Raw genomic sequence first — 16,647 nt, 5'->3', positions numbered from 1 at the left:
CGGAGCATCACTGCAGCGCCGAGGTGAGCCGCGCGAGGTTGTCGAGGATCGTCGAACGGAGCGGCTGGTGCTTCCACTCCTCGATCGTGAGCTGGCGGCTGAGGCTGCGGTAGGTGTGCTCGACGGCGCGCATGTCGCGGACGAACTCCTCGCCCCGCACGAGCATCGACACCTCGAGGTTAAGACCGAACGATCGCATGTCCATGTTGCTCGAGCCGATGACCGCGACCTCGTCGTCGATCGTCACGCTCTTGGAGTGCAGGATGAACGGCTTGCGGTACATCCAGATGACCACGCCGGCGCGCAGGAGCGCCTCGTAGTAGCTGCGCTGGGCGTGGTAGACCATCGCCTGGTCACCCTCTTCGGACACGAAGAGCTCGACGTGGACGCCGCGCTGGCACGCCGTCGTGATCGCCAGGAGGAGGGCCTCGTCGGGGACGAAGTAGGGGCTTACGATGATGATGCGCTCGCGCGCGGCGAAGAGCAGCCCGAGGAAGAGCTTGAGGTTGTTCTGGAAATCGAAGCCGGGACCCGAGGGCACGATCTGGCAGTCGAGGTCGCCGGGGCCGGAGGTCACGCTGAACAGGTCGATCTCGTCGCGCAGGGTCTCGTCGGTCTCGCTGTACCAGTCCGAGAGGAACACGGCGTTGATGCTGGCCACCACGGGGCCTTCGACGCGCACCATCAGATCGACCCAGTGCAGGCCGCGACGGATGTTCTTGCGCAGGTTGTACGACGAGTCGGTGACGTTCTGCGAGCCCATGTAGGCGACGTCGCCGTCGATGACGAGGAGCTTGCGGTGGTTGCGCAGGTCGGGGCGCTGATACCGCCCGCGCAACGGCTGCACGGGGAGCATGAGATGCCAGTGCGCGCCCATGTCGTCGAGACGCCGGAGGGTCTGCTTGTAGAAGGGCTTGCCCCGGTTGGCCCAGTGATCCAGCAGCACGCGGACGACGACACCGCGCTCGGCCGCCTCCTCGAGGGCGCGGAAGAAGTTGTCGGTCGATTCGTCGGACTGCAGGATGTAGAACTCGACGTGCACGTAGCGCTTCGCGAGGCGGATGGCCTCGGCCATGGCATCCAGGCTCTGCTGGTAGTCGGCGATGAGGGTCGCGGCGTTGTCACCGGCGATCGGCATCGCCCCGAGGTTGCGGTTGAGGCGCACGAGGGCGCGGAACCAGTCGGGGGCGTGGGGACGCAGGGTGCCGAACTCGAGCGACGCGCTCGTGTCGTGGATGTACTCGTTGATCGCGGTCTGCTTGCGCCGGCGCTTGCGCGGCAGACGGGGATTGCCGATCAGCAGGAAGAGGAAGACCCCGAGGAAGGGGATGAAGTAGATCGCCAGGAGCCACGCCATCGCGGCGGTCGGGCGGCGGTTGCGCGGCACGATGATGATCGCGGCGATACGCACCACGAGGTCGACGACGAACAGCGTGATGACGAGCCAGCTCGCGTCGAACGTGGCGGTGATCACGGGTCCTCCTGAGCGGGTCGTCCACCCAGCGTAGCGAGGGGCTGCGACAGCGGTCGCGCGATCGTCAGCTCGCGGGACCGTCGCCGGTGGAGGCGACCGGCGGGAGGCCGCGCTTCGCGCGCTCCTCGGCTTCGATGCGCGAGTAGACCTTGCGCTCGGTGCGGTCCATGCGGATCACGTTGCGGAGGATGAAGAAGAACACGACCGAGACGACGATCGTGGGCAGGATCGCCCACAGCATCGCGACCCAGGTCTCATCCATACCCCCAGGATACCCGCGCACCGCTCCTCCCCACGCGCCGTGGCAGTCGGGTTATCCACGATCGAGGTTTCCCGCCCCGCGCGCGGATGCCGTGACCCGGCACGCTCGTGCCCATGACCCCGACCGTCGTCCGCGCCGCCTCGTCCGCCTCGTTCCTCGCCCTCGTCCCGCACCTGCTGGAGTGCACCCCGCGGGAAAGTCTCGTCGTCGTCCCCTTCGCCGACGGGCGATCTCTCGGGGCCATGCGCGTCGACCTCCCCCGCGGCGGGCCGACCGAGGCCGAGAGCATCGCGTCGACCGTCATCGGCATGGCGTGCAAGGTCGCGTCGACGGACGCGATCGTCCCGGTCGTGTACACCGACAGCCCGGTGACCGGCGGCTCCGACCTCCCGGAACGCGCGCTGATCGACGAGGTCGTGTCTCGAGCGGGCATCTGCGGCCTGCGCGTGCTCGACGCTCTCGTCGTCGGTCCCGATGCCTGGGCCTGCTACCTCGACCCCGCGGGCGCGTCCGCGGGTCCGCTGTCCGAGATCGCCGACGCCGACGCCCGAGGAGCCGACGCACTCCCCCGCACCGACCAGTTCTCCGCCGCCGCGCTCCCCGCGGTCGACACCGAGACCGCGGCATCCGTGGCGCGATCGCTCGGCGACGTCGACGACGCCCTCGGCCGCCCGCGCGATCGGCGTCGCCTGCCGCTCGCGCGGCGAGCCGAGGCCGATGAGATCGTGTCACTGCTCGCCGACCCGCCCGCCCTGTTCGAGAGGGCGGTCACCGAGTCGGGGCGCCTGCGGTCGACGATGATCGCGGCCCTCGCGTTCTGCCTCGAGCGTCCGTCGCTGCGCGACGTGGCCCTCATGCAGTGGGCCGCCGATGTCGCCGCCGGCGATGCGGTGCTGCGCGCGCAGACCGCGTTCAGCGCGGGCACGCCCTTCCCCGAAGACCTCGCGCGTCCGATGTGGGGAGAGGGCCCGCAGCCCGAGCCCGAGCGCCTTCGGGCCGCCCTGGAGGTGTGCCGGCAGGTCGCCGCGACCGTGCCGCCCGATCGACGACCCGGGGCCCTGTCGGCCTGCGCCTGGCTGGCGTGGGCGCTGGGACGCTCGTCGCACGCCGGGACCTACGCCGAAGAGGCGATCCGCATCGACCCCCAGCACGGCCTCAGCGCGATCATGCTGAGCCTTCTCGACGCCGGTCGCCTGCCCGAGTGGGTCTTCGAGCGCCCTACTTCACCAGCGGGAAGAGGATCGTCTCACGGATCCCGAGCCCGGTGATGGCCATCAGCAGACGGTCGATCCCCATCCCCATCCCCCCGGTGGGCGGCATCCCGTGCTCGAGCGCCCGGAGGAACTCCTCGTCGATCGGCATCGCCTCGTCGTCGCCCCGCGCGGCGAGCTTGGCCTGCTCGACGAAACGCTGGCGCTGGATCACCGGGTCGACCAGTTCGGAGTACCCGGTGGCGAGCTCGAATCCGCGGACGTACAGGTCCCATTTCTCCACGACCCCCGCGATGGAGCGGTGCTCGCGGACGAGGGGACTCGTGTCGACCGGAAAGTCCATGACGAAGGTGGGGCGCGTCAGGCCCCCCTTCACGAAGTGCTCCCACAGCTCCTCGACCCACTTGCCGTGGGTCTCGTGCGGAGGCGCGTCGACACCGGACTTCTCACCGAGAGCGCGCAGCTCGTCGAGCGAGGTCTCGGGGGTGACCTGATGACCGGATGCCGCCGACAGCGAGTCGTACATCGAGATGCGGTCCCAGTCTCCGCCGAGGTCGTACTCGGTGCCGTCGGCCCACGTCACGGTGGTCGAGCCGGCGACCGCGATCGCGGCATCCTGGATGAGCGTCTGGGTCAGGTCGGCGATGCCGTTGTAGTCGGTGTAGGCCTGGTAGGCCTCGAGCATCGCGAACTCGGGGCTGTGCGTGGAGTCGGATCCCTCGTTGCGGAAGTTGCGATTGATCTCGTAGACGCGGTCGATGCCGCCGACGACCGCGCGCTTGAGGTAGAGCTCCGGCGCGATGCGCAGGAAGAGCTCGGTGTCGAAGGCGTTCGAGTGGGTCGTGAACGGCCTGGCCGACGCGCCGCCGTGCTGCACCTGGAGCATCGGGGTCTCGACTTCGACGAAGTCGCGCTCGGTGAAGGTGCGGCGCAGGCTCGCGTTGACCGTGGCGCGAGCGAGCACGGTCTCGCGCGCCCGGTCGCGCACGATCAAGTCGAGGAAGCGGCTGCGCACCCGGCTCTCCTCGCTGAGCTCGGTGTGCAGATTGGGCAGCGGCAGCACGGCCTTGGCCGCGATGCGCCACTCGGCGACCATGATCGACAGCTCGCCACGGCGGCTCGAGATGACCTCGCCCGAGACGAACACGTGGTCGCCGAGGTCGACGAGCTCCTTCCACGCCTGCAGCGACTCCTCGCCGACGACGCCCTGCGACACCATCGCCTGGATGCGGCTGCCGTCACCGGCCTGCAGCGACGCGAAGCAGAGCTTGCCGGTGTTGCGACTGAACACCACGCGCCCGGCGACGCCGACGGTCTCGCCCGTCTCTTCACCGGCCTCGAGCTCGCCGAAGCGCTCGCGCAGGGAGGTGATGGTGGTCGTGACCGGGACCGACACCGGGTAGGCGCCGCCCGCGGCGTCGCTGCGCTCGGCGAGCAGTCGCTCGCGCTTGGCCAGGCGTACCGCCTTCTGCTCGAAGACCTCGTCTTCGGTGGGTTCGGCGGCGTCGTTCGCGGGCGCGTCGGTCATCGTGCAAGCTCCTCGGGGTCCTCCCCAGTGTATTCGCCCGGCCCGGGCCGCTCGGGGCACTCGCCCGCCTCGACGGTCGGCCACCTTCGCCGCACGCCGTGCCGCAGCGGCCGTCGCCCGCGTCCGGGTCGGGCCGCCGGATCGTCAGCGCAACGAGATCTCGGCGTTGTCGATGAAGCGGTGGCCACCGACGGTCGCCGCGATCAGCGCGAAGGCGCGACCGCGATGCCCCTCGTCGACCGGCAGGAACGTCGCCGGATCGACCACGCTCAGGTACTCCAGCGAGATGCGCTGCTCGCCCATGAGCGCCGACTGGGCCGCCGCGATGCACGCGTCGACGCCCATGTCGGCATTCGACGCAGCGGCCTCCAGAGCACGCGGGAGCTTGGCGACCGCCCGGCGGTCGACCTCGTCCAACAGGGCGATCCGGCTCGACACCGGCAGGCCGTCGTCGGTGCGCACGGTGGGGACCGTGTCGATCTCGACGGGGAAGTTCAGATCGCGCACCATCCGCCGCACCAGGAAGATGCGCTGCAGATCGCGCTCACCGTAGACGGCGACGTGGGGGGCGACCAGATGGAACAGCTTCGCCTCGACGGTCAGGACGCCGTCGAAGTAGAACGGGCGCACCCGACCCTCGTAGCGGAGCCCGACGTCGCCCGCCGACACCCGTGTGGTCGCCGTGCCGGCCGGCAACAGCTCCGCCGCGGTCGGGGCGAAAACCACGTCGACCGCGAGATCGTCGAGAACGCGCGCGTCCGCGTCAGGGGAGCGGGGGTAGGCCGCGGTGTCTTCGGCCGTACGGAATCGCAGCGGGTTGACGAACGTCGAGACCACCACCACGTCGGAGCGCTCCCGGGCACGCTTGATGAGGTCGACATGGCCGTCGTGCAGGGCTCCGAGCGTCGAGACGAGCGCGATGCGGGGTCCCTGCGCGGCGCGGTCGGTCCCTCGGATCTCGTCGAGTCGGGCGCGCAGATCCTCGAGGGTGGCGATCATCCGTCGATCGTAGCGTCGCCGTCGAGGCGACCCGCGCCGGTGCCCTCGACGAGGGCGTGGTCGACGCTCGAGCGCACGAGCGCTGACAGGTACCCGCCCGGGTTGTCGATGCCGACTCGGCTCAGCAGGTCGGACGACTGTCGCACGATCGAGCGAGAGAACTCCGTCGCCGTCGCGATCGCCTCGGCGTACGTCGGTCGATCGCGCTCGGCCACGACGACGGGCTCGCATCCGAGTTCGACGGCGAGAGCTTGGGCGATGGGCAGCACGGGTGCGGGCGCCGTCACCGCGGCGTACGCCTGGGCGAGCTGGCGGAGGTCGATCGACGACGCACCCGTGAAGACGATGGCGGGGTGGATGGCGAGGGGGATGGCCCCCCGCTGCGCCGCGGGATCGAGAACACGCGCGCCGTATGCGGCGTCGGTGTGCAGCACCAGCTGTCCGGGCTGCCAGGCGCCGAGCTCCGCGAGACCGACCACGAGGCCCGGGAGCTGGTCGTGCGGAACCGCGATGACCACGAGTTCACTCCGGCGCACGACCTCGTCGGCCGTGAGCTGCGGCACTCCGGGCAGGATCGCCTCGACACGGTCGTCGTCCGAGCCCGAGGTGATCCCGGTGAGAAGGTGTCCGGCGCCTGCGAGGGCGGCCGCGACGACGGGTCCGACTCGTCCGGCGCCGATTACCCCGACGCCGAGGCGTCCGTCGCGACCGCCGCTCATCCGGCCCACCGATGCGTGCGGTCGCCCGCGGCCGCCACCACGCCGCCGCGCGCGGTGGCCTCGAACACGCGGAGGGCGTCATCGCGGTCGATCGCGCCGACGGCGGTCTGCACCGTGCCCGCGATGACGTGACCGGTGAGGGTCGCCGTGCGAGCCGCGCGGGCCAGCGGCCCCTGATGCAGGCCGATCGACTGCAGCCGGGCGAGCGGCAGCACGGTCAGCGAACGCCAGACCCACCCCCGGCGCAGCAGGAGCGCGTCGGCGGTGAGGAGAACGCCGTTGCGGCGCCACGACAGCGGCCGCAGCCACCGCGCGCGTCGCGGAGTCGTCACGTAGGGGTCGTCATCCACCGGACCCAGGATGCCGTCACGGAACACGAGTGTCCATTCCTCGCTCGACAGGCCGGGGGCGAGGATCCGCAGCACCTTCTCGACGTCGGCACGCGTGCCGATGGGCAGCACGGCCGCGATCTGGTCGGCGCTGGAGTCGGTGGACGAGCGACCCGACAGGCGGTTCACCGTCACCGCCCACCACCCGAAGGGACGCCACAGCAGGGGCTGGCGCACCTCGATGGCGTGCACGCGCCCCGGCGGGACGACCTCCGTGACCGTGGTGAAGAGACCGAACGTGACGCGCACCCCATCGGCGGTCGGGGCGATCGAGTACCGCAGCCCCCGCGCGATCGAGCGCACGTAGTACGCACCGAAGGCGAGGAACATGGGCACGACGGTGAAGAGCAGCCACAGCGTCGACACCGATGCCGCGACGACGATCCCGATCACGAAGGCGATCAGCACGAGGGTCGATCCGCTCAGCACGCGCGAGGCGAAGAGGCGGCCCAGCGGGATGCGCACGATGCTCTCGGGCTCGGCGTCGGAGAAGTCCTCCCCGTCGACGATGCCCTGCAGCCCGTCGGCGACGGTGTCGGCGGCCGCCGTCACGAGGGAGCGCTTCGCCCCCGGACCGGCGCCCGCCTCGGCCAGACGTCGACCCGACGCCAGCCGGAGGATGTCGCCACGGATCGCCTCGGCATCCGCGCCCGAAAGGTACTCGAGCTTGACGTTCGCGTCGAGACCGGCACCCACGACTTCGAGCTTCGCGAGCCCGAGCAGGCGCGCGACCATCGGACGGGTCAGGTTCACGCCCTGCACGCGATCCAGCGGGGCCCGGCGATGGGTGCGGAAGAGCACACCGGAGCGCACCTCGACGTCGTCGTCGCCGATGCGCAGGGTGTGGAAACGCCACGACAACCGGAACAGCACCAGCAGCACGAGGAGGACGACCAGGGCCACTCCGGCCGCGATCAGGATGAGGTTGTTCGCCAACAGGAAGTCCACCGGGTCGGGCGGGACCGCCCCGGGCGGGAGGTCGGTGAAGATCGGGAAGAACAGCTCCAGCAGCCGCTCGCGGAGATTGGCCACGATGAGGCCCCCGATGACGAGCAACGAGAGACCGCCGCGCAGCAGGGGCGTCAGCGGGTGCAGTCGGTGCCATCCGCCGTCGCTGTACGGCGATCGCACGACCGACCGCGGCACCCCGGGGCCGCCTGCCGGATCCGGGGTGGCGGCATCCGGGGCGATTCCGGGCCCGTCGCCCGACGCCGCGACCCCGGACCCGTCGCCCGACACCGCGACCCCGGACCCGTCGCCCGACGCGGCGACCTCGGTCCCGTCGCCCGCCGCCGCGACCTCGGTCCCGTCGCCCGCTGCCGCGACCTCGGCGGGCGCTCCCGGCGCGACGTCGGCCGTGGGCTCCGGCGTCGCTCGCGAGCCGGTGTCGGTCGGCTCGACCGCGTCGTCGCGAGCGCGATCGTCCGTGTCGCTCACAGCCCTGTCCGTCGCGTCTCCGCCACGGCGACGAGGGTGTCGCGCAGCTGCTCGGCCGCCTCCTGCGTGAGCCCCGGGATCGTCACACCGGTCGAGGCCGCGGCCGTGACGAGCTTGAGCTGGGCGATCCCGAACCCGCGGTCGAGGGGCCCGTGCGTGATGTCGACGAGCTGCATGCGCCCGTACGGCACCGCGACGACACGCTGCCACAGGATGCCGCGGCGGAAGACGAGGTCGTCCTGACGCAGCTGATAACCGAACGAGCGCGCCTGCCGCGGCGTGATGAGCAGACCGATCGCCGTCACGACGAGCACGATGCCCGCGGGGATCCACTGCCAGGGCACGCCCGTGAAGACCTGAACCACGATGGGGACGACGAGCGCGAGGAGGAAGACAACCCCCTGCGAGATGAGCTGCACCCACACGTAGGCGCGCGCCAGCTGGTGCCACGTCCCGTCGCCGAGAGGAAGGCGACCGGCGGCGCGCGGCTCCAGGATGCGCGAGAACGTCCGCGCGTCGAGGGCGTCGACGCGCGGCGGGGCGTCAGATGCCGACGGGTCCGGCAGGGGTGTTCCCGGGGGTGTCGTCATCGTCGTCCTTCCGGATGGTGCACAACTGCTCGGCCACGAGCCCCGCGACGACGAGGACGACCGCGCACACGACCGTCGCGATGATCGATCCCATCGAGCCTAGCGACGGTGTCGCGGGCCGGCTCAACAGGAACGCGAGCAGACCGGCGCCGAATCCGAAGGCCGCAGCCCCCACGAGCGACGACGCCTTCGCGAGCATCGCGATGCGCAGAGCCCGGAACGGGTCGATGCGTCGCTCACTTCTCCCCCGCGTCGCGCGGAACACCGGCACCGCGAGAATGACGATCACCGCACCGACGAGCGCGAGGATCGTCGGCAGACTCGCCGCGGGGGTGAACGTCGCGCGACCCATCGCCGTGAGCATCGTGTCGAGGACGAAGCCGACCACGCCGCCGATGATGGCGGCGATGAGCAGGATGCCGGCACCGGTGCGCTTCATCGTGCTCCTCCCCGCAGCGCGGCGAGAAGGTCGTCGACCCGACCGCGGCCGGGGATCACGGCATCCGGGTCCACGTCGAGCCACGGCGCGAGCACGAAGTCGCGCTCGTGCGCGCGCGGGTGCGGGACCACGAGGTCGTCGCGGTCGATGATCTCGTCGCCGTAGGCGATGAGGTCGAGGTCGAGCGTGCGGTCGCCCCATCGTTCGCGACGCACGCGACCATGGCGCGCCTCGATGCGGTGGAGGGCGGCGAGCAGCGCCGTCGGAGCCAGTCTCGTGCGCAGCGTCGCAACGGCGTTGAGGTAGCGGGGTGCGTCGTCGTCCTCGCCGTCGAGGGTCACGGCGACGGTCTCGATCGGCGCCGACACCGTGACGTCGGCCGTGAGGGGCAGCGCCCGCAGTTCGGCAACGGCCGCGGCTAGGGTCTCGGCCCGCTCCCCGAGGTTCGCGCCCAGTGCGACCACGGCCGCGACGGGAGAGGTGCGCGGCGCCTCTCCGATGCCGTGCGCCAGTCGCACGCTCACGAGCGCCCGCGCGTGATCGTCACCGACACGTCGGCGAAGGGGACGGGGATGGGCGCCGCGGGCTTGTGCACCGTGACGGCCACGGCCTCGATCCGCTCGTCGCGGAGCACCTCGTCGGCGATGCGCGCGGCGAGCTTCTCGAGCAGGTCGACCGGCTCCCCCGACACGATCGCGGCGATGCGTTCCGCGAGCTCGCCGTAATGGACCGTGTCGACGACGTCATCCGTCTCCGCCGCCCGTGCGAGCGGGAGGTAGACCGTCGCGTCGACGACGAACTCCTGCCCGTCGCGCTTCTCGTCGGGGTAGACCCCGTGGTACCCGAAGGCGCGCACGCCCGTCAGGGTGATGTGGTCGACGGCATCCATCAGGCCTCCCAAGCGCGGGCGACGGCGAGCGCGTCGCGGGTGGTCGGTACGTCGTGAACGCGCACAGCCCAGGCTCCGGCCCGGGCGGCGAGGGCGCTCGTGACGGCGGTGGCGAGGTCGCGGCGGGCGAGGCCGGCGTCGTCGCCGAGCACGTCGGCGAGGAATCTCTTGCGGCTCGTGCCGACGAGAACGCGCCGACCGGCGGCGACGAGGTCGGGCAGCGCCCGCAGCGTCTGCCAGTTCTGGACGCCGCGCTTGCCGAACCCGATCCCGGGGTCGACGACGATCCGCGACGCCGGGATGCCGGCGGCCTCCGCGGCCGCGACGCGTTCGTCGAGTTCCGCGGCCACCTCGGCAGCCACGTCGACGTACTCCGCGCGCGCGTACATCTCGCTCGACGGCCCGCGCCAGTGGCCGATCGCCACCTCGGCTCCGCTCTCGGCCACGGCCGCGAGCATCTCGGGGTCGGCGAGACCTCCTGACACGTCGTTGACCAGGCGCGCACCTGCCGCCACCGCGGCCGCCGCAGTCGAAGCGTTCATGGTGTCGATGCTGACGTACGCCCCCTCGGATGCCAGGGCGGCGACGACGGGGAGCACGCGCTGCTGCTCGACCCGGGGCGAGACGCGCTCGGCACCGGGCCGCGTGGACTCTCCGCCGATGTCGAGCAGGTCGGCGCCCTGCGCCCGCAGACGGCGGGCGTGGGCGATGGCCACGTCGGGGTCGAGGTAGCGTCCGCCGTCGCTGAAGGAATCGGGGGTGACGTTGACGATCGCCATCACGAGGCTCACGCGCGCGCTCCGATCAGGGCGACGAGCTCGGCGCGGGCCACGGGCTCCGCGTAGGCGCCGCGAGCGGCGATCGTCACGGTCGAGGCGTCGAGCTGCCGGCCACCGCGCATGGTGACGCATTCGTGGGTGGCATCCAGGACGACGAGGACCCCGCGGGCGTCGAGGGCGGATGCGATGGCGTCGGCGATCTGCTCGCCCAGGCGCTCCTGCACCTGAGGACGGGCGGCGAGGATGTCGATGACCTTCGGCAGTGCGCCGAGACCCACGACCTCCTCCCCCGGCAGGTAGGCCACGTGCGCGCGGCCGCGGAACGGCAGCAGATGGTGCTCGCACATCGAGCGGAACGCGATGTCGCGCACCATCACCGCTCCCGAGGGCAGCGTGTCGGGCGCCGGTCCCCGCGACACCGAGATGGTGTGCTGAAGCGGCGCGCCGGCATCCTGATTCACTCCCGAGAAGAACTCGGCCCAGCTGTCGGCGACGCGCGCCGGGGTCTGCCGGAGGCCGGGGCGATCGGGGTCTTCCCCGATCGCCTCCAGCAGCTCACGGACGAGGGCTGCGACCCGCTCTCGATCGACGGCCACGGCGCCTCAGGCGGTCGCCGGGCGTGTCTGTCCGCTCGGACGGGGCTGCGCCTGAGCCTGCGTCTGCGCTCCCGCCTCGGCGGAGGCGGCGATGCCGGCCGGAGCCTGACGACGCGGGACGTCGACCGGGGGCTGGTTCGAGACGGGACGATCGCCCGACGACAGCCACTGCGGACGCGGGGTGAGGCGCTTGACGTCCTTGAAGATCTCGGCGAGCTCGATGTGGTCGAGCGTCTCCTTCTCGAGCAGCGCCAGGGCGAGGCGGTCGAGCACCTCGCGGTTGTCGTTGATGACCTGGTACGCCTCGTTGTGCGCCTGCTCGATGAGCGCGCGCACCTGGCTGTCGACACGCTCGGCGATCCGCTCCGAGAAGTCGCGGCCGTGGCCCATGTCGCGACCCATGAAGACCTCGCCCGACGAGGAGCCGAGCTTCACGGGGCCGACCTCGTTGGTCATGCCGTACTCGGTGACCATCTTGCGGGCGATGCTGGTGGCCTTCTCGATGTCGTTCGAGGCGCCGGTCGTGGGGTCGTGGAAGACAATCTCCTCCGCGACGCGGCCGCCCATCGCGTACGTCAGCTGGTCCTGCAGCTCGTTGCGGGTGACGGAGTACTTGTCGTCGAGCGGGAGCACCATCGTGTAGCCCAGAGCCTTGCCGCGCGGGAGGATCGTCACCTTCGTCACGGGGTCGGTATGGTTCATCGCCGCCGCGGCGAGGGCGTGACCACCCTCGTGGTAGGCCGTGATGAGCTTCTCTTTGTCCTTCATCACGCGCGTGCGCCGCTGGGGACCGGCGATGACGCGGTCGATCGCCTCGTCGAGGGCCCGGTTGTCGATGAGCTGCGCGTTCGAACGCGCGGTGAGCAGCGCCGCCTCGTTGAGCACGTTCGCCAGGTCGGCACCGGTGAAGCCGGGCGTCTTTCGCGCGACGACCTCGAGGTCGACCGAGTCCGACAGCGGCTTGCCGCGGCCGTGCACCTCGAGGATGCGCTGGCGGCCCTTGAGGTCGGGGGCGTCGACGCCGATCTGACGGTCGAAGCGGCCCGGGCGCAGCAGAGCGGGGTCGAGGATGTCGGGGCGGTTGGTCGCCGCGATCACGATCACGTTGACCTTGGGATCGAAGCCGTCCATCTCGACGAGCATCTGGTTCAGCGTCTGCTCGCGCTCGTCGTGACCGCCGCCCATACCGGCACCGCGGTGGCGCCCGACGGCGTCGATCTCGTCGATGAAGATGATCGCCGGCGAGCTCTCCTTCGCCTGGTTGAAGAGGTCGCGGACACGGCTTGCGCCGACGCCGACGAACATCTCGACGAAGTCCGACCCGGAGATCGAGTAGAACGGCACACCGGCCTCGCCGGCGACGGCGCGGGCGAGCAGGGTCTTACCGGTTCCGGGAGGGCCGTACAGCAGCACGCCCTTCGGGATGCGGGCGCCGACCTCTTCGAACTTCTTGGGGTCCTTGAGGAATTCCTTGATCTCGTCGAGCTCTTCGATCGCCTCGTCGGAGCCCGCGACATCCTGGAAGGTGACGGTCGGCGTCTCCTTGGTGACGAGCTTGGCGCGCGACTTGCCGAACTGCATGACCTTGCTGCCGCCGCCCTGGGCGCTGGAGAGCAACCACCAGAACAGCAGGCCGAGCAGGATCAGCGGGAGCAGGAGGCCGATCAGACCGTCGAACCAGCTGGGCTTGGGCACGACGTCGTTGAAGCCGTCGGCGGGGGCCGCGGCGTCGATCGCGTTGGCGACCTCGTTCGCGCGGGCCTGGCTGAAGTAGAACTGCACGTCGTTCGCGCCCTCGAAGGGCTGCGACAAGGTCAGATCGACGCGCTGATCGGGATCGTTCGTGACGACCTGGGTCACGGTGCCGCCCTTGAGCAGGTCCAGCCCCTCCTTGGTGGACACCTGACGGGCACCACTGAGGTTGGAGATGAGGGAGAAACCGACGACCAGAAGCAGACCGACCAGCAGAACGTAGACGATCGGATTACGCGTGATCTTCTTGAAATTCATGGTGGGCGAGCCCAGCCCTTTCGTGATCCTCCGCCGAAACGCGGTCGCAACAGGCTAACGCCCGCGGACTATGCCGGGCCTGTGCGTTCGTCGAGGGCGTACGCCGGACTCCGCTCCGAACGCCTCAGGAATACACGTGCGGTGCGAGGACGGCCACATCGCGGAGGTTGCGATAGCGCTCGGCGTAGTCCAGTCCGTAGCCGATCACGAAATCATTGGGGATGTCGAAGCCGACGTAGCGGCAATCCACTTCCACCTTCATCGCATCCGGCTTTCGCAGCAGCGCCAGCACTTCGACCGACTCCGCTCCGCGCGAGGCGAAGTTCTCGAGCAGCCAGCTCAGCGTCAGACCCGAGTCGATGATGTCCTCGACGATCAGCACGTGCTTTCCGGTGATGTCGGTGTCGAGATCCTTCCGGATCTGCACGACGCCGCTCGAACGGGTCGAGGCGCCGTACGACGACACCGCCATCCAGTCCATCGAGACGTGCATGGGCAGATGCCGCGCGAAGTCGGCCATGACCATGACCGCGCCCTTCAACACACCCACGAGCACGACGTCGCGACCTTCGTAGTCGGCAGCGACGAGCTCGGCCAGTTCGGCGAGCTTGCCGTGGATCTGCTCCTCGGTGAGGAGGACTTCGCTGATGTCGTCGGAGATGTCGGCCGCGCGCATTGGAAAAGTCTACGTCGTCCGGTTCCGGATGCCGCCCGCCCGGCCCTGCCACCGGGTAGCGTCGGTCGGCGAGGCAGTCGCACCGCCATCGACCTCGAGGAGGACGCGTTGAGTCATCCGCTCCCCTCGCCCGAGCCGGCATCCGTGTCGGCGTCCGATTCGCCGACGCCTCCCCGCGGCGCCGGCGCGGTCATCGTGGCCCAGCTGCTGCTGCGGACCGCGTCGGCCGCGGGCGCCCTCGCTCTGGGTTCCTACTTCGTCGACCTCTCCCGCCAGGGCACGTCGGTGGGCCCGCTGGTGTTGGGGATCCTGTCGGGCATGGGCTTCCTGGCCGAGCTCGTGCTCGCCCCCGCCGCGGGGTCGGCCAGCGACCGCCGAGGGCGCAAGGTCTTCCTCGTCGCCGCTCCCCTGCTGGCCGCGGCCGGCGTCCTGCTCACCCCCGGCGCCTCGCTGATCGCGACCGCCCCGTCCATCGCCCTCGTCGTGGTCATCGTCGGCACCTCGCGCCTGCTCGACGGCGCGGGAGCGGCGATCTCCGCGCCCACCACCCTCGGTCTCCTGGCCGACGCCAGTGACGACGACCGCCGACGCCGCGGTCGGGTGACGAGCCTGTACGAGCTGTCGTCGTCCGGAGGCATCGCTCTCGGCGCGGTCGCCGGACCGCTCCTGTACGGGGCGCTCGGTCTCGGCACGTTCGTCGCGTTGGCGGCCGTCTACGTGGTGGCGGCCGTGCTCACCCTCGTCTTCGTCCCTCGGCACGCCCGGACATCGCCGGCACCCGTCCGCGCCGGCGTGCGCGATCGCCTGCGCGTGCTCGTTCAGCCTCGCCTGCTCGCGTTCCTCCCCGCCTGGATCGCGGTGAACGCGATCCTCGGAACGTGGGTGACCTCGCAGATCACCTTCGTGCTGGCCGGCGACCGGCGTGCGGACGGCCAGCTGTTCCCCGGTGCGTTCCGCGGCGACGAGACGGGACTGTCGATCGTGCTCGGGGTCTACGTGCTGTTCTTCAGCCTGTGCATCGTCGCGTGGGCGCTCTTCATCGGCAGACTGCCGACGATCCCGGTGCTCTTCGTCACGGTGGCGGGCGCGTTGATCGCCTCGGTCGGCCTGATGCTCGCCAACGGCGGTGCCCCCATCGCCGTCGCGGTGCCGCTGGTGATGGTCGGGGTCTTCCTCGAAGCCGGGTTCACTCCCGCCGCCCTCACCCATCTCAGCGACATCTCCGCCGAGTTCCGCGACGATCGCGGCCTGATCATGGGCGCGTACTCGGTCGTGGTCGGCGCCGGCTACCTCCTCGGCAACGTCCTCGGCGGTGTCTTCGCCGAGTGGCTCCTCTTCGACGGACTCGCCCTGCTCACGATAGGGCTGGCGGCCGTCGCTCTGGCGTCGATCACGGTCATGGCGGTGATCGAGTCCCGCCTCGCCCGACGCCGCGCTGTGAGCTGAACGCCCCGCGGCGTCATCCGCGCCCGCGCGCCACGATCTCGATGCGGGCCCCCACCCGCCGAGCCGTGCAGGAGGGCAGATCGATCGCTCCCTGCCCCCGCCAGTCCACCGCGAGCCGCGCGACCTCGAGGGTCTGCGCCCGCGTCAGCGAGACGCCGAACTCGCTCTCGACGACGTAGCGGATGACGCGGTTGCGCAGGGCCGCGGGGTTGGCGGCGAGAGCGGCGACCGAGATCGAGATACCCGCCTCGGCGTGCTCGACGATGTCTTCGATGGTCTCGTCGATCATGTCCTGAAAGGCGGCCGCATCCTCCCGCAGTTGCTCGGCCGTGCGGGCGAGGGCCTCGGCGACACCGGGACCGAGCTCCGTCTCGAGCACGGGGAGCACGCGCTCGCGCACCCGCACCCGGGCGTACGACGGGTCGGCGTTGTGCGGGTCGGACCACGCGCCAAACCCCTCCGCGGCGCAGGCGGCGGCGGTCGTCCGGCGATGGACGCCGAGGAGAGGTCGCAGCCACACCGGCCCCGTCGCATCCCGTCTCTCGGGTGCCATGCCGGCCAGACTCGTCGCGCCGGATCCACGGGCGAGGCCGAGCAGCACCGTCTCCGCCTGATCGTCGAGGGTGTGCCCCAACAACACGGCATCCGCGCCGATCTCGGTCGCCGCCCGGGCCAGACCGGCGTACCGCGCCGCACGCGCGTCGGCCTCGGGACCGTCGTTCGCGACGACGTCGACCGTGACCACGCGCGCGTCGATCCCGCGCCCGCGCACGGCCTCCGCAGCGCCGCGCGCGACGGCATCCGACCCTTCCTGCAGGCCGTGATCGATAACGACGGCCTCGACCCGGATGCCGAGACGCTCGGCCTCGAAACCCGTCGCCGCCGCGAGGGCCAGCGAATCGGCCCCGCCCGACAGCGCCACCACGACCGCACCGGTGCGTCCTTCGAGCGCCGCGCGGACGGCTCGGCGCACCTCGGCGACAGCGGGAGAGAGTCCAGGGCGGCGGTCCATCCCCCTACGGTATTGGCCGATCGGCACAACGCAGGAGTTCCCCCGTCGCGGGGCTGGATGGATCGGCGTCCGACCGGGTCGCACCTCGCCGGTCGCCCGTTCCCTGCGCCGAGTGCCGACCGCGCGGCTCCGCCCGACCGCCCGTCGCCGCCCGCAGACCAGACGTGCGACCCCGGCCCGACTAGGCTGGG

At 71.0% G+C, this 16,647-nt stretch carries 17 protein-coding genes; 2 read left to right on the top strand and 15 right to left on the bottom strand.

The features are described 5' to 3' along the window. Nucleotides 1–7: 7 nt before the first annotated feature. Both cls and Q0818_RS02060 read right to left on the bottom strand, forming a co-directional pair. Entirely contained in the window at nucleotides 8–1,474 is a 1,467-nt protein-coding gene (gene cls, locus Q0818_RS02065) for a cardiolipin synthase (protein WP_298870791.1), read from the bottom strand. A 64-nt stretch (nucleotides 1,475–1,538) separates the two neighbouring features. Continuing rightward, nucleotides 1,539–1,736 carry a hypothetical protein gene (locus Q0818_RS02060; protein WP_298870789.1) on the bottom strand — a complete coding sequence of 66 codons (198 nt, stop codon included), beginning with the start codon at nucleotides 1,734–1,736 and terminating at the stop codon, nucleotides 1,539–1,541. A 113-nt stretch (nucleotides 1,737–1,849) separates the two neighbouring features. Between Q0818_RS02060 and Q0818_RS02055 the strand changes: the two genes are divergently transcribed. Further along, entirely contained in the window at nucleotides 1,850–3,004 is a 1,155-nt protein-coding gene (locus tag Q0818_RS02055; RefSeq protein ID WP_298870787.1) for a DUF4192 family protein, read from the top strand. On the opposite strand, the gene lysS is transcribed toward Q0818_RS02055, so the two are convergent. From lysS to hpt, 12 genes are all read right to left on the bottom strand, one after another. Then, a complete protein-coding gene (lysS, locus tag Q0818_RS02050) occupies nucleotides 2,955–4,475 on the bottom strand; it encodes a lysine--tRNA ligase (protein WP_298870784.1) in 1,521 nt (506 codons plus the stop codon). The genes Q0818_RS02055 and lysS overlap by 50 nt on opposite strands. Nucleotides 4,476–4,619: 144 nt before the next feature. Beyond that, nucleotides 4,620–5,474 (bottom strand): pantoate--beta-alanine ligase, encoded by an 855-nt coding sequence (gene panC / locus Q0818_RS02045; protein ID WP_298870781.1) that lies wholly within the window; start codon nucleotides 5,472–5,474, stop codon nucleotides 4,620–4,622. Further along, entirely contained in the window at nucleotides 5,471–6,193 is a 723-nt protein-coding gene (locus tag Q0818_RS02040; RefSeq protein ID WP_298870778.1) for a DUF2520 domain-containing protein, read from the bottom strand. Before Q0818_RS02040 ends, panC begins: the two co-directional genes overlap by 4 nt. After that, entirely contained in the window at nucleotides 6,190–8,019 is a 1,830-nt protein-coding gene (locus Q0818_RS02035; RefSeq protein ID WP_298870776.1) for a PH domain-containing protein, read from the bottom strand. The genes Q0818_RS02040 and Q0818_RS02035 overlap by 4 nt, the downstream gene beginning before the upstream one ends. Next, the gene (locus Q0818_RS02030; protein WP_298870774.1) at nucleotides 8,016–8,609 is read right to left on the bottom strand and encodes a PH domain-containing protein; all 594 of its coding nucleotides are present in this window, start codon (nucleotides 8,607–8,609) and stop codon (nucleotides 8,016–8,018) included. Before Q0818_RS02030 ends, Q0818_RS02035 begins: the two co-directional genes overlap by 4 nt. Next, complete coding sequence (locus Q0818_RS02025) at nucleotides 8,563–9,048, bottom strand: DUF3180 domain-containing protein (RefSeq protein ID WP_298870771.1); 486 nt, start codon at nucleotides 9,046–9,048, stop codon at nucleotides 8,563–8,565. The genes Q0818_RS02030 and Q0818_RS02025 overlap by 47 nt, the downstream gene beginning before the upstream one ends. After that, a complete protein-coding gene (gene folK, locus Q0818_RS02020; protein WP_298870769.1) occupies nucleotides 9,045–9,572 on the bottom strand; it encodes a 2-amino-4-hydroxy-6-hydroxymethyldihydropteridine diphosphokinase in 528 nt (175 codons plus the stop codon). Before folK ends, Q0818_RS02025 begins: the two co-directional genes overlap by 4 nt. After that, the gene (gene folB, locus Q0818_RS02015; protein ID WP_298870767.1) at nucleotides 9,569–9,937 is read right to left on the bottom strand and encodes a dihydroneopterin aldolase; all 369 of its coding nucleotides are present in this window, start codon (nucleotides 9,935–9,937) and stop codon (nucleotides 9,569–9,571) included. Before folB ends, folK begins: the two co-directional genes overlap by 4 nt. After that, nucleotides 9,937–10,728, bottom strand: a complete 792-nt coding sequence (gene folP, locus Q0818_RS02010; protein ID WP_298870765.1) for a dihydropteroate synthase — start codon at nucleotides 10,726–10,728, stop codon at nucleotides 9,937–9,939. Before folP ends, folB begins: the two co-directional genes overlap by 1 nt. Next, nucleotides 10,725–11,312 carry a GTP cyclohydrolase I gene (gene folE, locus Q0818_RS02005; RefSeq protein WP_298870763.1) on the bottom strand — a complete coding sequence of 196 codons (588 nt, stop codon included), beginning with the start codon at nucleotides 11,310–11,312 and terminating at the stop codon, nucleotides 10,725–10,727. Before folE ends, folP begins: the two co-directional genes overlap by 4 nt. 6 nt (nucleotides 11,313–11,318) lie before the next feature. Then, nucleotides 11,319–13,322, bottom strand: a complete 2,004-nt coding sequence (gene ftsH / locus Q0818_RS02000; protein ID WP_298870761.1) for an ATP-dependent zinc metalloprotease FtsH — start codon at nucleotides 13,320–13,322, stop codon at nucleotides 11,319–11,321. Nucleotides 13,323–13,446: 124 nt separating this feature from the next. After that, a complete protein-coding gene (gene hpt / locus Q0818_RS01995) occupies nucleotides 13,447–13,998 on the bottom strand; it encodes a hypoxanthine phosphoribosyltransferase (RefSeq protein WP_298870759.1) in 552 nt (183 codons plus the stop codon). 108 nt (nucleotides 13,999–14,106) lie between these two features. Here hpt and Q0818_RS01990 point away from each other — a divergent pair, with 108 nt between their 5' ends. Then, complete coding sequence (locus tag Q0818_RS01990; protein ID WP_298870757.1) at nucleotides 14,107–15,444, top strand: MFS transporter; 1,338 nt, start codon at nucleotides 14,107–14,109, stop codon at nucleotides 15,442–15,444. A gap of 13 nt (nucleotides 15,445–15,457) precedes the next feature. Here Q0818_RS01990 and tilS read toward each other — a convergent pair whose 3' ends face one another. Then, a complete protein-coding gene (gene tilS / locus Q0818_RS01985; RefSeq protein ID WP_298870754.1) occupies nucleotides 15,458–16,456 on the bottom strand; it encodes a tRNA lysidine(34) synthetase TilS in 999 nt (332 codons plus the stop codon). Nucleotides 16,457–16,647: the final 191 nt, after the last annotated feature.

It is taken from the genome of uncultured Microbacterium sp., assembly GCF_947489255.1.
GTDB classification, from domain to species: Bacteria; Actinomycetota; Actinomycetes; order Actinomycetales; family Microbacteriaceae; genus Microbacterium; species Microbacterium phycohabitans.
Note: the sequence above shows the minus strand (reverse complement) of the source record. Positions and strands in the feature narration are given on the sequence as shown.

Bases quoted from the DNA above. Each gene is read 5' to 3' on its own strand.
- Q0818_RS02060 (WP_298870789.1), bottom strand. From the start codon at position 1,736: ATGGATGAGACCTGGGTCGCGATGCTGTGGGCGATCCTGCCCACGATC.
- panC (WP_298870781.1), bottom strand. From the start codon at position 5,474: ATGATCGCCACCCTCGAGGATCTGCGCGCCCGACTCGACGAGATCCGA.
- hpt (WP_298870759.1), bottom strand. From the start codon at position 13,998: ATGCGCGCGGCCGACATCTCCGACGACATCAGCGAAGTCCTCCTCACC.
- Q0818_RS02055 (WP_298870787.1), top strand. From the start codon at position 1,850: ATGACCCCGACCGTCGTCCGCGCCGCCTCGTCCGCCTCGTTCCTCGCC.
- Q0818_RS02025 (WP_298870771.1), bottom strand. From the start codon at position 9,048: ATGAAGCGCACCGGTGCCGGCATCCTGCTCATCGCCGCCATCATCGGC.
- Q0818_RS02030 (WP_298870774.1), bottom strand. From the start codon at position 8,609: ATGACGACACCCCCGGGAACACCCCTGCCGGACCCGTCGGCATCTGAC.
- tilS (WP_298870754.1), bottom strand. From the start codon at position 16,456: ATGGACCGCCGCCCTGGACTCTCTCCCGCTGTCGCCGAGGTGCGCCGA.
- Q0818_RS02040 (WP_298870778.1), bottom strand. From the start codon at position 6,193: ATGAGCGGCGGTCGCGACGGACGCCTCGGCGTCGGGGTAATCGGCGCC.
- folB (WP_298870767.1), bottom strand. From the start codon at position 9,937: ATGGATGCCGTCGACCACATCACCCTGACGGGCGTGCGCGCCTTCGGG.
- lysS (WP_298870784.1), bottom strand. From the start codon at position 4,475: ATGACCGACGCGCCCGCGAACGACGCCGCCGAACCCACCGAAGACGAG.
- ftsH (WP_298870761.1), bottom strand. From the start codon at position 13,322: ATGAATTTCAAGAAGATCACGCGTAATCCGATCGTCTACGTTCTGCTG.